The following is a 15,473-nucleotide window of genomic DNA, read 5'->3' on the forward strand; positions in this document are numbered from 1 at the left end:
GTCGGTGTTGCGTGACGGGCAGCGTCATTTCTTGCGTTCGTCTGCCGCCGCAGGCTGCGGCGGTTCAACCCGCCAGATCCGCACCGAGTCGTCATCGATCTTGCGCCGTACGGTGTGAATACCCTTCAATCGCGCCCACTGCATGAGCCGCTCGGCATTGTCGGTAAGGAACGTACCGAAGTGCACGGCGAGCACAAGACTCTCGCCATCCTTCAGTTGCAGGAGTTGTTTCTGCTCGATCGAAAGCGGCTTTCTATGCCTGAGCGGAAACGGAATATCGCGCTCGATCTCACCCACCGTGTAGCCTTCAAATACGCTCTTGCCCATGTCTGTTCCTCAGACGGTACCTAGCCGCCAGATCCGGGCGGTATCCTTGTCGATCATGCGATATGCGAGCCGCACATGACGGCCCCGAGCCCAACTCGCCAGACGAGTAGCGATGTGTGCCGCATCCTGGGAGTGCGCCTTCGCAGTGACGTCTTGGTCTTCACTGATCCGGATGGTCTGCAGTACGAAGCTGTCGCCGTCCACCAGTTCGAGCACGCGTTGCTGTCCGATCGTGAGTCCCGAATCCATGCGTTGAGGAAAAGGCATGCCGGATTTGATACTTGCCACGTCATAGAGCTTGGTATCCATGGCGATCACCTCGAGGCTGTTGGCTTCCGATCCACGGCGGCGGTGCGCCGCGGTGTCCATGCGTCAATCGAACGGAGCCGCAAACTGCCCTGACGCTCCTGCTTTCCTCCGATGTAGAGAGCCCGGTGTATCGCACCACCGGGCTCGCCACTCATCCTTTCATGCAGTCACTCAGAAGGTGTAGCGCAGCCCGACCTGACCGCCGAAGAAGCTCTTCAACGCGCCACCGTCCTGCCAGTTCAACCCGCCAAACACCGCCAGCTTGCCGAGCTGCACGTTGAGGCCGGTTTCAGCCAACGCACTCGTGCCCTTGGTATCGGTCTCACCGAAGAACGTGTTGTTGACCGCGTAGCTGTTCTTCCCATCCAGCTCCTGCACCACCGACAGCGAGGCATATGGCATCCACACCGCATTGCTGCTGGCCGGCGTGTACGCCTTGCTGAACATCACACCGAAGCGAGCGCGTGAGGCATCGTCACCAGTGGACCGGAAGCCGGCCAGGCTGCCGGTCTGCGCGTTGATGTTGTCCACCTTGGTCAGCGTGTACTGGAACTGCGGTGCGATCTGCAGACCGTTCGACAGCGTCCAGGTCTTGCCCACTTCCAGGTTGAACGCATCGGCATTGCCATGGATCGAGGCGTAACCGTTCGGCGCATGCAACCGATCGTTGAAGCTCATCCAGCGGTAGGACGCATCCACGTACAAGCCGCTCGAGGCGATCCAGGTGCCGTACACACCGGCGGTGTTGCCGGTGATCTGGCTCGAGTCGGCCTGGTTACCGTCAAGCGACTGGTTCGCCCGTGATTTGGAGAACAACGCACCGGCCTTGAGTTCATCGGAGATCGCGAAGTCCAGACCCACTTCTTCACCGGTGTTGCTCTGGTCGAAGCCAAAGTTGCCGTTCTGACCGAAGTTGCCGGCCGAGTGATCCGGCGACACCGTACCGCTGTCGGCGAAGGCGCGGGTCCACAAGCTCAAACCACCCTTGATCGTCTGGCTTACGGCGCCCATGCGATCTTCCAGCGTACCGATCTGACTGTTCATCAGACTTTGCACACCGGGAGCGGCCGAGGCAGCCAGCGTGCCCAGTTCGCTCAAGCCGGTCACCGTCACGCCGACACCGACGCCGGACGGTGGTGGGGTGACCGGAGGCGGTGTCGTTACCGGTGGTGGTGTGGTTACGGGCGGCGGTGTGGTTACTGGAGGTGGCGTGGTCGCGGCGACCGCCAGCCCAAGCGAGAACGTGTTCGGGGTGCTCACGATGGCCTCGCTCAAGCCCAGGAAGCTCTTGGGCTGAGTGAACGTGCCCAGCACGAACGCGTTGGCGGCCGAGGTGCCGCTCACCAGCACCAAGGGGATCATGGTGGACGCCTTGGTCGGATCCGTCAGCAAGTTCACGTTGACCGTGTTCACGCTGCCGGCCACCACGTTGCCGTTGATTTTCAGCTGATCGCCGGTGCCGTTCGCACCGTCCACATCCATGTCGAGCTGACCATTGCCGGCAAAGTTGCCGGCGATCGTCAGTGTGTTGTTCGCCTCGCCGTTCTGGAAGTTGATCGTGCCGTTGTTGGTGAACGGGTTGGGATTGACCGGCGTGCCGGTGCCCATCGTGATGGTGTTGTTGCCCAGCACGGTGATCACGCCGGTACTGGTATTGGTGAACTGGTTGCCGGCTGGGTCGCTGCCCAGACTGATCGTGGTGGTGTTGAGATGGATCGTGCCGGTATTGGTGATGGTGTCGTCACCGGCACCGAAGTCCGAGGCACCCACCGCGTTCCAGGTGCCGGCGTTGCTCAGGGTGTCGTTGCCTGCACCGGTCTGGATCGCCCCGTTGATGATGCCACTGTTGTTGAGGATGGCGTTTGACACGCCGGTGCTCAGCACCGCGACGCTGCTGTCCGCGGCCGAGTTGGCGGTGATCGTGCCGCTGTTGATCAGCGTGACATTGGTCGGGCTGTTGAAAGCCACACCCACCGCCGAGGTCGCATTGCTCGCGAGGATATGACCGGTGTTGCTGAGGGTCACATCGCCAGCGGAGGTGATCATCGCACCGTAGGCTTTGCCGCCCACGCCGTTGAAGGTCGCCATGAGCACACCGTCATTGTTCGTGGTCAACGCGCCGGTACCGGTGTTGGTCAGTGACAGGCCGGTCGCCGTACCGCTGGTGCCGGTCACCGTGGCGTTGATGGTGCCACCCGTGTTGAGAGCCACCGCGACGCTGTAGCCGTTGGCGGAGATGCCGGTGGCGGTGGCCGTTGTGCCCGTCGCCGTGGCGTTGATGGTGCCACCGATGGTGCCAGCAGAGTTGAGGGCCACCGTCACGCTGTTGCCGCTGGCGAAGATACCCGTAGCGGTGGCAGTTGCACCCGTCGCCGTGGCGTTGATCGCGCCACCGGTCGTGCCAACGGTGTTGAGGGCCGCCGATGCAATATAGCCGCTGGCGAAGATGCCTGTAGAGCTCGCCGCGGTAGCGCTCGTGGCGTTTGCGGTGACCGTGCCCGCATTGATGACGCTGACGAAACCCTGCGCCGAACCGTTGATCGCAGACAGACCGATCGCCGTGGCCGAACCAGTGGCCACGGCGTCAGTGACTGCCTCGGCGGCAACCTGACTTTCGTTGTCGATCGTGATGCCATGGCCGGCGCTGACAAGCGATCCACCATAGCTGCCGACCTTGACCACGCCGGACAGTCCGGTTGCGAAGGTGCTACCCGCGCCGTAGGTGGTTTCCGCGCTGGCCGAAATCAATCCTGCGCTGTTGGTGATTTTGATGTCGCCCAGAGCAAGGCTGCGCACGACGGAGTTGCCCACGGTGGATGTCGCCAGGATGCCGTTGGCCGTGGTCAGACCATCGTCGGCAAAGTAGGCGGACTGAGCGGTCGCCGAAATGCTGCCCGTGTTGCTGATGCTGAAATTGCCGTAAGTACCGTCGGAATTGATGCCCGCCGCCCAGGCGCCGTGCGGCGCGTGAAAGTAGGGACTGCCATTGTTGGAACGATCGAAAGCCGTGATCGAGCCGCTATTGCTGATGACGGTATCGCCGTAGTGGGCGGCGTATCCGTTCTTGGTGTTGATGCCGACGGCGCTGCCGGTCAGCGGCGTGGTCGAGATGACGTCGGCAACGATCGAGCCGGCATTAGTGACCGTGGTGACGCCGGAGTAGTTGTACGTCTCCACACCGATGGCCTGGGCATGGTTCTGGTTGGTGTTGGGGGCATAGGCACCGCTGGTGGTTAGCGCTGCACTGATCACACCTGTGTTGTTTACGTTGATCGCATTGCCGGTGTAGGTGTAGTTGCGGGCGAAAATGCCGAAGGCACCCACTTCACCGGACACGGCCACGTCGCCTGCGTTGGTAATGTCGATCGTATTACCGCCGGTCACGCGCGCCACGAGGCCTCGCGCGTCCTGCGATCCGTAAACCTGGACGGTTCCCGTGTTGTTGATCCCAGCACTGCCAAGGCCGGTGAAATAGCCGATCCCAGTCTTGACGACGATACCGGAGCCGCCAAAGGTGTCGTTGACCACCACGTGACCTGAATTGTTGACGAGGGCGGAGCCATACTCGGCGACCGCATAGATGCCGGTGCCTTCGCGGGTGGCCGTGATACTGACATCGCCCGTATTGGTGATGTTGGTGTCTCCGGCGCCGTAATAGCCGGAGCCATAGCCCACGTTGTGGTGACGCCCGGTGTGGCCGTAGATGCCGACGACATCATTGAGGGCATAGTTGCCAGCCCCGATCAGCAATCCCGTCGTGACGGAGACTTTGCCGGAGTTGACGATGGAGACACTGCCGTACGCGCTCCCCGCGGCGATGCCGAAGTTGGACGCGCCATAGCCGGTGGTGCCCACGGAAATCGTGCCGGAGTTATTTACGGTCGCAGCATCGTTGTAGGTGATGGCGCTGATGCCATACGCGCCATGCTGAGTGGTGACAATGATGCCACCAGTGTTGTTGACCGCGACGCCACCGGCAAAGTCGGACAAGGCAGCGATGCCGACACCATCGGCAACGAAGCCGGGATTGCAGTCGCAGTCGCCAACCTGGCTGACATGGATGCTGCCGGCGTTATTGACCACGGCCTGATACGACGTGCCGTAGCCGACATCGGCAACAATGCCGACGGCTCTGAGGCCGCTGGCAAAGATCGTTCCACTGGCGGTATTGGTCACCTGGGTGTCGCCGTACAGGGAAATACCTTCCACGCCGTAGGCTTTCCAGGGGCCCGTTGCGCTGATGCTGCCGGAGTTGGTGACGGTCGTGCCGGCGTAACTCTGCGCGCCGATGCCCAGCACGCTGGTGACATGGAACGGGTAACCGAGCACCTGGTTTGAAAGAACCCTGATGATGCCGGAGTTGGTGACGGAGACATCACCGCTGGAAGAAATCGCCTGGATGCCGCGGACGTTGGCGAACAATGTGTTGAATGTCTGGATGTTTCCTGTGTTGGTAGCCGTTGCATTGCCGCCAGTAGCGCTGACATTGATGCCAATCCCCACGCCGAGGGTCGACGACACGTATACGGTGCCGTCATTGTTGGCGGTGGCATTGCCGTTGTAGGTTTTGGCCGCAATACCGGTGGCGTAGTCGGTTGCCCCGCCCGGTGTCACCACGCGCAGGTAACCGGCGGCAGTGTTGCTGGCGGTGGCGTTGCCGTCGCCGCTGGTAGCCGACACGCCTACCGCGCTGCCGCCGTAGGCTCCGGAAATTACAAAGCCGGAATTGCTTGCGTTGGCGTCGCCCACGGCTGAATAGGCCTCAATGTCGGTCGTCAGGCCACCGTGACCGATCACCTGCATGAAGCCTGAGCTCGTCGCTGAAGACTCGCCGTTGGCTGTTATCGCCGACACACCCACGGCGTCATAGCCGGAAGTGACAGTAATGCTGCTGGTATTGGTGGCGGTGGCGTTGCCGTTGACCGTCTGCGCCAGGATACCGATCGCGGTACCGGAAACCGAGGTGGCCGTGACCGAACCGAAGTTATAGACACTGCTTCCCGTCTGGCCCAACGCCTCGATGCCAATCGTCTTGCCCTGTCCACCGGTGGCCGTGACCGAGCCGGAGTTAACGACCGAGGCGTAACCATAGTTGGACGTGGCCAGTATGCCCACGGCCTGCAATGCGGCGGACGTCGCCGTGATGCTGCCGCTGTTGGTAACGCTGGCGTTGCCGTTGACGGCCTGGGCAACAATACCCCCGGCGATGCCGTAGACCGAGTTGGTTGAGCTGGCAGTGATCACACCTTCATTGGTGACGGTGGCCCCGCCGTAGGCATACGTATTGACCGCAATGGCGTTGCCATCCTGCGCGGCGGCGGTGATCGTACCGGCAGCCTGGTTGTCGACTGAGACATTGCCATTGCTTGAGTAGGCGCTGACGGCCGTCACGTCGTAGACGCCGGCGCTGTAGGCGTTGATAGGGCCGTTGTTGACCACGCTCACGTCACCGTACGCGTTGACGTCCATCGCTTTGGCACCTGATGCCGTGACGTTGGTGGTGATGCTGGCTTGGTTGTTCACCGCCGCCGTCGTCGCGCTGTTCGCAAAAATGCCATCGGCCCCTTGCGTGGTGATGTCCGCGTAACTGGTCACGCCGACGTTGCCACCCCAATTGGCATCAATCCCCATCAAGCCGTCGGCAGGAGTCACGCTGGTCGGCACGCTGTTCGCGCTGTCGCCCAGCACCAGGGTGAGGTCGGTGACAGGCGTAAAGAATGAGGGGTCAGGCAAGGTGTTTGTGAAGGCGCCCTCGCAAGTCTCTGTGGCCGGTGTCGTGAAGACGCAGCTCTGCGCCATCGCGGCACCACTGCCGCCCAGAGCCAACAAGGTGGCCGAAATCGCCAGGGCCGCGCGGATAGCGCGAGTGACCGGCGCGACCGGGAGGGCCGGAGTGAGGCGGGTCTTGTTTAGACGGCCATTTGTGCGTGTGTGCATGTCCAACCCCATCATGAAATGAAACCCCCAAGTCTTGTCATCGGTGATAGCGTGCCCCGGCTTGCGGGATCGCCATGTCGTTTGTCTTCAGATGCTTCGTGCGAAACGTCAGGTTTCGGGGAGAAGCCCGAACTCACTCGCATGTCCGCGCTTGGCGGAGCGAAGGGTTGTCGGTCGTCCCGCATGTCAGGTCTGCGGCTCGTCGCGCTCGAGGCGACGAACCGCGATAGTTGCTACTTGATCGTCACCGATGTGGTCTTGGCGATCACATAGCCGGCGGTGTCGGTTACCGTCTCGGAGACGGTGTAGGCGCCCGCTTTGGGATAGAGATGGCTGGTATTGATGGCGGTGGTCGGCGCGCCGCCGTCGCCGAAATTCCACACGTGCGAAGTGATGGTGCCGGCGCTATCGGTAGAGGTGTCGGTGAATTTGGCCACCAGCCCGGCGGCGGTCTCGCTGAAGTTGGCGACCAGCGGGCTAGGCACGCCGATCTGGCTGGCCAAGGCGCCGAGAATCACGCTGCCACGACCGCTCGCGAAGTCGTAACCCACCTTGGCCACTTCACCGCCGTTGTTGCCTACCGTAATGTCGTGGAAGTCCGCCGCTGGCAGCTGGTACAACAGAGGTGCGGCGAAACCGATGGAGGTGCCTTTGACCGCGATCATGCGTGCCCAAAGGCCGACGAAGATCGGGGAAGCCAGGCTGGTTCCGCCCCATTGCTCAAGGCCGCCATTGACGTAAACCTCTGCACCCGAATTCGGATCGGCGTCCATCGCAATATCAGGCAGGCCACGCTTGGTGCCAGGAACGAGTGCGTTCTGCCAGCTCGGCTTCGGTTCGAAGGTACTCGGGCTGCCGCCGGCATCGACCCAAACGGTTTCACTGCTCCAGGTTGTCGTCGACGCATCGAGCGTGGTGCCGCCAACGGCGACCACATACGGCGAGTCGGCAGGCCAGCTGGGCGTGGTGCCGCCGTTTTGACATTCGTCAGCGCCCCGGTCACCGGTGGCGATCGAGAAGGTCTGACCTTGCGCGACAGCGAGCTCGAAGATCTGATCCGACGCGGCTGCCGTCCCGTCGTTCTTCGTGTCGGTTTCGCAGCCGCCGATCGAGACGTTGATGACCTTGGCCACGTTGGCCGTTACTGCCGCATTGAAGTCAGCCAGCAAATCAGCGTCGGTCAAACTAGGCGCGACGTAGAGGATGAGCTGACCCACCTGGCCACCGCTAGCGCCGATGATGTCCTGGGTATCGATGCTCCATTCGTCGTTACCGCTGGTGTCACCGCTGTCCGCGCCAACGTAGATCACTTGGGTATTGACCGTCGCCAGGCTGTTGTTGGCAGTGAAAGTGTTCAGATCGGCGACCGATTGAGTCATGTCGCCTTCGGTAATAATGCCGACGGTGACGCCCGCGGCGGTCGGCACACCGCTACCGCCATAGATCGACGAGAATTGCGTCGGGTCATGCGGTGCGACGCTAGCGGCGCTGGCGCTGGTTTTCGCCTGCGCACGCTGCGCGAAAGTATGTGCCACATAGGCATTTTGCAGGCCGATCACCGACAGCACACTGTCCTGCAACGCAGCGGGCACGTGAGCATCGCTATTGTTGGCGAAAGCCTGTCGACCGTCCTTCGTCTGCACTCGCGCGAACGACGTCTGGAAGGCTGCCTGCGCGGTGGCGGCCGTGCCGTCTGCCGACACCAGCAGATGATTGGGTGAGATCACGACGTTGGTGAAACCCGTCTGGGTCAGATAAGTCGCAACCGCCTGGGCTTGCGCCTGCGTCGGCGCGTGCTCCGACGAGAACCGTGCCGGTGTCAGCGTCTGGTGCGCCACAACAAGCGCATCAAGCTCGTCGCTGTTGCGCACTTTCAGCGCGACCACGATGTGCATGGGCTGCGTGTGCGCAAGCACGCCCGTAAAGGCATCGCCGGGGTGCAGGGTGGTGCTGCTGGCCACCGCGACGCCCGCACTAGCGGGGAGGACGGTGCTGGCTTGCGCGGACATGACCGCGGCCGCAGCGAGCGCAAGCGATATGGTCATGGCCAGCGCGGGAACGGGAGAGTTGCGAAGCGTCGTGAGTTTCATTTGATCCACACAGGGTTAGTGATGCCCAAAGGCGAGGATGGTTTTGTTGAATCGCCGAGCGTTGGCGTCCGTGCCCCATGCAGCAACAAGCGCGCACGGCCAAGCCCCGTTGCTGTAGTGCGTCGGGAGTAATGTCGGTGAGGACAGGTGATCTTGAGTCGAGCGTTGCTATCGCCGCGGGCGACAGAATTTATCGGCAAACAACGATGGCAACAGGACTCTGGAACAGCAATGGATCGCGAAGCTACCAAGATCGCTACAGAGAGTGACCGCTGCTACGTCAATCAAAGGTGCTGACGACGATCAGGGTAACGGGCGTTGCAATCGAGCGTCCGGGCATCGGCGGTAGTCGGCCGGACGTACATCATGTAGCAGGTGAGAACTGCGGCCAGCCGTGGCCACAGCAGCTTGCTCTACTTGGCGTGCTCTATTTGGAGCGACCTACTTTTTGTAGTTGCGTTTGCGCAACGATGGAAACGTGTCCAACCTTGCAGCAGATCGCTGCAGCGCTGACTTCGTCATCGACTCTTCATGCAGTCGACATCAATCAGTCGCCTTCCCTATTGCGATCGAGTATCGGCGCGAGCAGGGGACGTATCAATAGAAAACACTGGTTGATCTCTCTCTTGGGAGAAATCAACCAATCGTTCATTATGTAGATGTGTGCGATGGGTGAGCACCAAAACACAGTATCGCGGTAGCTTCAGCCGCCCTTGGGCGTCTTTTTGCTTCGCGTGCTTGCGGCGGGTTGCTGCGGAAATGCATCCATCGCTGCGCGCCAACCCAACTGGAATCGCGTACGCGTGCCGAAACTCTTCATGAGTTCGCCGATGCGACGATTGAGCGTCGTGGTGGACATTCCGGCCTCATAGGCAATCGCTTTGTCGTTGAGTCCCGCAGCCAACAGCGGTATCACCTGCTCGGCAGCATCCGACAATCGCGAGTCGGGCGTTCCGGTTTTCAACTCGCCGGTTTGCGTAAATACGATCGGCGTCGAGCGCTCCCAGGTGAGCTCGAAGAGCGCATAGAGTGCGTCAAGCAGTGAGGAAGAGCGCACCAACATGACGGGCCCGCCCTGATCTTCGACATTCAACGGAATAAGGCCCACACGCCGATCGACTATCATCATCTTGATCGGCAAGGTTGGGGAAACGCGCGCCTCTTCACCCTTTTTGATGTCTTGACGCAATGAATTCAACGCGCCCGGCAACGCCAGATAGCCTGCATCCGAAATCGTTCGTATGCGCAGATCCGGTGGCATTTCGTAGGGAAATCCCTGGATCTGCAGCGTAGGTGCGCGCTGGAAACCGACAATTTCGCTCTGAACCGTCTGCAGCATCTGCACCACAATCTGCCCCAGCGCAGCGCGGCTGGTGATGAGCTCAACCAGTTGCTCGCTTTCTTGAGTGTCGTGCGAGCTTGAGATCTGCTTCTTCAGCACCGGGATTATCGAACGCGCACGTTCGATATCAGCTTGGCGCTGACTGGCCAGCGCCTCGATGGCGAGCTCCGGCGAGGCAGCGATGTATCGGCGCGGCCGCTCGGGCGAGTGGGATGCCAGCCCCTTGGACTCGATGCTGTCGAGTAGCCGCTGCGCTTTGCGCGGTGACAGGGAAAGCAGGCTGGCGATATCTTCCGTGGTCGCCAACCGGTGGGATAGAAGAGCGCTGTAGGTGCTCTCCTCCATCTCGTCAATGCCCAGTACTTCCAATGGCCTTGGTGATTGGGCTCCTGCGCGAAGTGTGTTCATTGCATCTCCTCGCACGTCGGATTTCCCGAGGCGGACTGATTTTGGCTCAGGCGTCTATCCGACAGGCCACTCGTTCCGGCTGAATATTTCGGATGGCATCGTGTTCGCGACCACGCTTCATGATCTTCCCCAGAGTAGCAAGCGCGGGCGCGCCGTGCCTCGAATGAAAGCCTGACGCGCCTCGCAAGCTGACGTGATGCCTCGTCACGTCAGCCCGCCCAAGAGGCGGCCGTGAGCGATGCAGGTCGCCCACGGCGCATCGTGGCGTCGACACCGTGACTACTTGGCCTCTCCGCTGTGCAGGTCGATCATCGGTATGGATCCAGCTCCCACGACCTGGGGCAAGATGCCGTTCCAGCGCTGCATCCCGTAGAAGTGCACGTAATCCGGGTTGGTCTTGAGGGCGTTGCCGACGGACGCGATGGCCTTTGCTTGCGCATCCGCCTGCAGCACGATGGCCTGTGCTTCGCCGTTGGCGCGTTCCACCGCGGCCTGCGCTTCGGCCGATGCCGTCACGGTCTTCTGCTGCCCCTCGAATTTCTTTTGGGCCACCGTGTTCTCGGCCTGGACGGCGAGATTCTTGGCGCGTACGGCCTCTTCGATCGACTGATCGAACACCGGCGAGTAGTGGATGCCGGTCAACTGCACGTCAATCGTCTCTACGTTGAACAGTCGCCGCAGCGCCTCGCTGACATCCTTCCTCATCTGGGCCGTGATCTGCGAGCGCTGATCGGAGATGGTCAGCGTGTTGTACTGGGCAAACGCGGCCAGTGCGCGATCCCTTACGACCGGAAGAATCGTGGCGTCGATGTCGAAGTTGCCAGCTCGTCCTACGTGATAAAGCAGGTTCATCACCGCCGCGCTGGGAATCTGGTAGATGATGCTGACGTCGATGGTGACCTTTTGATTGTCATTGGTATAGACGTCCAAAGCATTGAGCGTATAGACGGAACGACTCGTCTGGATGCGGTCGACATCCTCGAAGAATGGAACCTTGAAGTGCATCCCCGTAGTGAGCGGCGCCGCCGTCATCGGCGTGCCACCAAGCCAGCGCGTGCCTGCTTCGTCACTCGGCGAAATCACGAAGACGCTGTTCAGAAGCAGGACAACAATGGCAACGGGGACGGCGATCTTCCAGACGGACAGGCTTCCAGGGAGGCCAGTGGCTCCGCCCAGTGGGAAATTTTTCATGTGTGCTCTATTCCAGAGATGGGTTGCGGCGGTTGGGGTTGGTTTGGATCGGATACAGACATCAGTCTAGATGCAGAGTTTGTGCTTTGTTGACCCGCCCCCTGGTCGGGCAACATTCCGGAGGACGTCTCCGGCGGAACTCCCCTGAAGTCGGAGGGCATGACTTCGCGCTAGGTTTTGTCCGGCTTCGGCCGCTTGAGCTCGCTTACTTCCAGCACCTGCGCGATGCGCATGCCGTCCCAGCGGTAGATCAGGTGCTGTGCCTGCACGCAGGGGGCGACCACGTCGGGGTAGAACGCGGCGAGGCATTCGCCCCCGACATGGCGGACGCTGTCATAGACGATGCCGCTGGAGCCGGCGGCGCGCAGGTCGCGGGCGAGCGCGACGCTGGCTACATAGCTGTCCGGGTCGTGCGCCGCAGGCCAACCGCCGCGCAGATCATGCAACTTGCCGTCGACACTGCTGCGGTAGCAGCGCATTTCGATTTCGCATGCCGGCTCGGCAGTGGCGGCGAGGAATTGTTCACGGTGATACACGGTTTCTTCTACCGCCGTGGCGACGTTGTGCGCGGCATAGAACACCCCCCAGCTGCCGTCGGAAAAACGACTGCCCGCCGGGTTGAGATGGGTAAACGCGGCCATCACCGGCGTCGAGCCGGGGCCGCTGATGCGGCGTTCCTTCGGCACCAGTTTCAGTGCGCCGGCCTCTTCGCGCAGACGCGGGTTGGTCAGCGCCTCGATCGCAAAGACGGCATCGAGATCTGCCGGGCTGGCAATCCGGTCGAACACGCCCACCGGCGGAAACCGGCTCGGCACAATGCGATAGACCTGGTTCCAGCGGATGCGTTTGAGCGGTGGTAGAGCGGTCGGCATCGGGTCTCCGGTGAACTCGGGCTCCGCACTGAAGGCATCGCGCACAGGGTGCGCTCCTACAAGTGCCCGTCAATGATGATCGCAAAGGCCTGTGTCGCGGACTGCGACGGTTTTGGCCAGCGCCGTTCAGCCGCGCTGCGCGTCCAGATACTGGCGCACCACGTACAGGTCGGCGACGTTGCCCGACAGCATGCGTTCCAGTGCGGATTGACCGCCAAACAGCGATGCCTGATTCGGCTTGTGCAGCCACGCGTCGGCCTGCGGCGGATCAGGGAACAGGATCTGCAACGCCTTCCAGATGCCAAGCAGGTAGCTGATCCGCTCGATGGTGTCGCGACCAGGCAGGCCGTCCTGCTGACGCTTCCACTTGTAGAAGGTCGATTCCGGCGGATCACCGAGCAGCTTGCGCTGGTCGGCGATGCGCAGCTTCCAGTGTTCGGCCAACTGGAAGAAGGCGCGCAGTGCGGGGCCACCCAGTGCCTGGGCGGGAGTGGTTTCGGGCAGCGGGTGGGCCGACATACGAAACTCTCCTTATGAAGTCAAATGCAATTCTACTCCATATGTGTAGTTATTAATCAAATCAGGCGAGCGCCGTGTTGGCGTGGTAAAAAGGCGCCTCCAACCAGGGAGCCATTGCCATGCGCGTGCCAACCTTCGTGGTATTCGTCCTGCTCGCTATAGCGCCTGCGCTCAGCCAGGCCGCGGTGAAGCAGGCCGCCTCCGACAGTTTGTTGATCCAGGACAGCCGGGTGTTGCACGTCACTCCCACCAAGGCTTACGCAGCACTGTCCGAGGTAGCCCATTGGTGGGACAGCGAGCACACCTGGTCGGGAAACGCGGCGAATCTCAGCCTGAAGGCCGAAGCGGGCGGATGCTTCTGCGAGCGATGGAACGACAACAGCGTGCAGCACATGCAGGTATTGGGGGCGATCAAGGATCACCAGCTGCGTTTGCAGGGCGGCCTTGGGCCGCTGCAAGGGATGGCCGTGCAGGGCGTGATGACGTTCACCCTGAAGTCGGCCGGCGACGGCAGCACACTGAGCTTCGAGTACCGGGTGAATGGAGCCAGCGCCAGCGGCCTGGACAAGCTCGCCGCTGGCGTGGACTCGGTACTGATGCAACAACTCGATCGGCTGCAGCGTTATGCCGAAACCGGCAAGGCGGACGCCGCCAAGCCCTGAGCCGATCGGTATTTCACCACGCTGACCCGGACATCGCGGGCTATGGCGCGTTGCCGTCCTTTGCACCATCGGAACCGAAGTCCGGCTCCGGACCACCCTCGGCAATGAAGCGGTCGATGCGCTGTTCCAGTACCGGCAGCGGCACCGAGCCCGTGGACAACACAGTGTCGTGGAAGTGGCGGACGTCGAACTTCGGTCCGAGCGCTTTTTCCGCCTTGGCGCGCAGGTCCAGGATCTTCAGATAGCCCAGTTCATAGGACAGTGCCTGCCCCGGCCAGCTGATGTAGCGATCCACTTCGTTGGCGATCTCGCGCGAGGACAGCGCCGTATTTACGGTTAGAAAATCGATCGCCTGTTGGCGCGTCCAGCCCAGATGGTGGATGCCGGTATCGACCACCAGTCGGCAGGCGCGCCACATCTGGTAAGTGAGAAAGCCGAAGTGCTGATAGGGCGTCTGGTAGATGCCCATCTCGTTGCCGAGGTATTCCGAATAAAGGCCCCAGCCTTCGCCGTAAGCGGAGATATAGCCATTGCGGCGGAACGCGGGCTGGCTGTGATCCTCTTCGGCCAGCTCGAGCTGCAAAGCATGGCCGGGATAGGACTCATGCAAAGTCAGCGCGGGCATGTTGTACAACGGCCGCGACGGCAGGTCGTAGGTGTTGACCAGATAGACGTCCGGACCGCCGCGACCGGAGGTGTAGTACGGCGCGATGTCGGCGGATACCGGCACGATCGTGAAGCGCTCGCGCGGCAGATGACCGAACATCTTCGACAGCTGGCCATCCACTTGCTTGGCCACCCATGCGCTACGCATCAGCAACTCGTCCGGCGTCTTCGCGTAGAACTGCGGATCGCTGCGCAGGAACTGCAGGAACTCGGGGAAGCTGCCCTTGAAGCCGGTCTGCTTCATCGTGTCCAGCATTTGCGCGTGGATCTTCGTCACCTGGTCGAGGCCGATCTGGTGAATCGCGTCGGGGCTCATGTCCAGCGTGGTGTATTCGAGAATCTGCTGGCGGTAATAGGCCTTGCCATCCGGTAGCGCTTCGGCGGCCAGCGTGGTGCGCGCCTGCGGCACGTATTCATTGCGGAAGAACGTCAGCAACTTTGCATAGGCCGGAATCACGTCGTCACGAATGCGTTGCAGGGCCTGACCCTGAAACGCCTGTGCCTGATCGGCCGGAATTGACGCGGGCAGCTGCTTGAATGGCGCGTAGAAGTCGCTCTGGGTCGGATCCTTCAAATCGGCAACGGCGGCGATCGAGACATCGCGCCCCGCGAGCACCGCACGCGGAACGCTGAAACCGCGCTGGAGACCGGCGCGCATGTTCGCAATCTGCTGATCGATATAGGACGGGATCTGCTTGAGGTGATCCAGGTATTTTTTATAGTCGTCCGCGGTGCGCGGCTGATCACCCAGGTTGTCGCCGACATCCGACCAGAACGCCGAATCGCTGTTGAACGGCATCTGCCAGTTCTTGAAGCGCTGGTCGGCCACGAAATTCGCAATTTGTTCGCGATAGACGGCGTAGTTGACGCGGTTGGCCGGCGACAGCTGTGCCACATCGATGTCGCCAAGCTGTTTCAAAACGCGTTGCCAATAGTCCAGCCGTTGCTGCTGGCTGGCTGCATCGACGTCGTCGAGCCGGCCATTGTTTGGCTGCGACTCGCCCGATGCGCTGACGCCGGCCTGACCCGTGCGCCACGCCCATTCGGTGGTGTATAGCTGCTTGAAACGCGCATCCGCGTCCTGCGCTGCCCACGCCGGAGTCACCAGCATCAGTGCAGCCAAGCCCAGCCACGCGCTTCTCACCACCGC

The 15,473-nt window shown here is 61.6% G+C and carries 10 protein-coding genes; 1 reads left to right on the plus strand and 9 read right to left on the minus strand.

Annotation, left to right across the window (positions count from 1 at the left end; translation table 11 throughout):
- Positions 1 to 24: 24 nt before the first annotated feature.
- From HDE77_RS10145 to HDE77_RS10180, 8 genes are all read right to left on the minus strand, one after another.
- On the minus strand, positions 25 to 327 hold the full coding sequence (locus HDE77_RS10145; RefSeq protein WP_184417198.1) for a hypothetical protein: 303 nt from the start codon (positions 325 to 327) through the stop codon (positions 25 to 27).
- A gap of 9 nt (positions 328 to 336) precedes the next feature.
- Positions 337 to 696 (minus strand): hypothetical protein, encoded by a 360-nt coding sequence (locus tag HDE77_RS10150; RefSeq protein WP_184417199.1) that lies wholly within the window; start codon positions 694 to 696, stop codon positions 337 to 339.
- Positions 697 to 807: 111 nt separating this feature from the next.
- Positions 808 to 6,573, minus strand: a complete 5,766-nt coding sequence (locus tag HDE77_RS10155) for an autotransporter outer membrane beta-barrel domain-containing protein (protein ID WP_184417200.1) — start codon at positions 6,571 to 6,573, stop codon at positions 808 to 810.
- A gap of 233 nt (positions 6,574 to 6,806) precedes the next feature.
- The gene (locus tag HDE77_RS10160) at positions 6,807 to 8,618 is read right to left on the minus strand and encodes a protease pro-enzyme activation domain-containing protein (RefSeq protein WP_184417201.1); all 1,812 of its coding nucleotides are present in this window, start codon (positions 8,616 to 8,618) and stop codon (positions 6,807 to 6,809) included.
- A gap of 748 nt (positions 8,619 to 9,366) precedes the next feature.
- The gene (locus HDE77_RS10165; protein ID WP_184417202.1) at positions 9,367 to 10,413 is read right to left on the minus strand and encodes a helix-turn-helix domain-containing protein; all 1,047 of its coding nucleotides are present in this window, start codon (positions 10,411 to 10,413) and stop codon (positions 9,367 to 9,369) included.
- A gap of 279 nt (positions 10,414 to 10,692) precedes the next feature.
- Complete coding sequence (locus tag HDE77_RS10170; RefSeq protein ID WP_184417203.1) at positions 10,693 to 11,604, minus strand: SPFH domain-containing protein; 912 nt, start codon at positions 11,602 to 11,604, stop codon at positions 10,693 to 10,695.
- A gap of 170 nt (positions 11,605 to 11,774) precedes the next feature.
- The gene (locus tag HDE77_RS10175; protein ID WP_184417204.1) at positions 11,775 to 12,476 is read right to left on the minus strand and encodes an RES family NAD+ phosphorylase; all 702 of its coding nucleotides are present in this window, start codon (positions 12,474 to 12,476) and stop codon (positions 11,775 to 11,777) included.
- A gap of 126 nt (positions 12,477 to 12,602) precedes the next feature.
- Positions 12,603 to 12,995 (minus strand): MbcA/ParS/Xre antitoxin family protein, encoded by a 393-nt coding sequence (locus tag HDE77_RS10180; RefSeq protein ID WP_184417205.1) that lies wholly within the window; start codon positions 12,993 to 12,995, stop codon positions 12,603 to 12,605.
- 119 nt (positions 12,996 to 13,114) lie between these two features.
- Between HDE77_RS10180 and HDE77_RS10185 the strand changes: the two genes are divergently transcribed.
- Complete coding sequence (locus HDE77_RS10185) at positions 13,115 to 13,657, plus strand: ATPase (protein ID WP_184417206.1); 543 nt, start codon at positions 13,115 to 13,117, stop codon at positions 13,655 to 13,657.
- Between the two features lie 40 nt (positions 13,658 to 13,697).
- Here HDE77_RS10185 and HDE77_RS10190 read toward each other — a convergent pair whose 3' ends face one another.
- On the minus strand, positions 13,698 to 15,434 hold the full coding sequence (locus HDE77_RS10190) for a DUF885 family protein (RefSeq protein WP_255482648.1): 1,737 nt from the start codon (positions 15,432 to 15,434) through the stop codon (positions 13,698 to 13,700).
- Between the last annotated feature and the right edge of the window lie 39 nt (positions 15,435 to 15,473).

Source organism: Rhodanobacter sp. MP7CTX1, from assembly GCF_014205795.1.
Lineage (GTDB): Bacteria > Pseudomonadota > Gammaproteobacteria > Xanthomonadales > Rhodanobacteraceae > Rhodanobacter.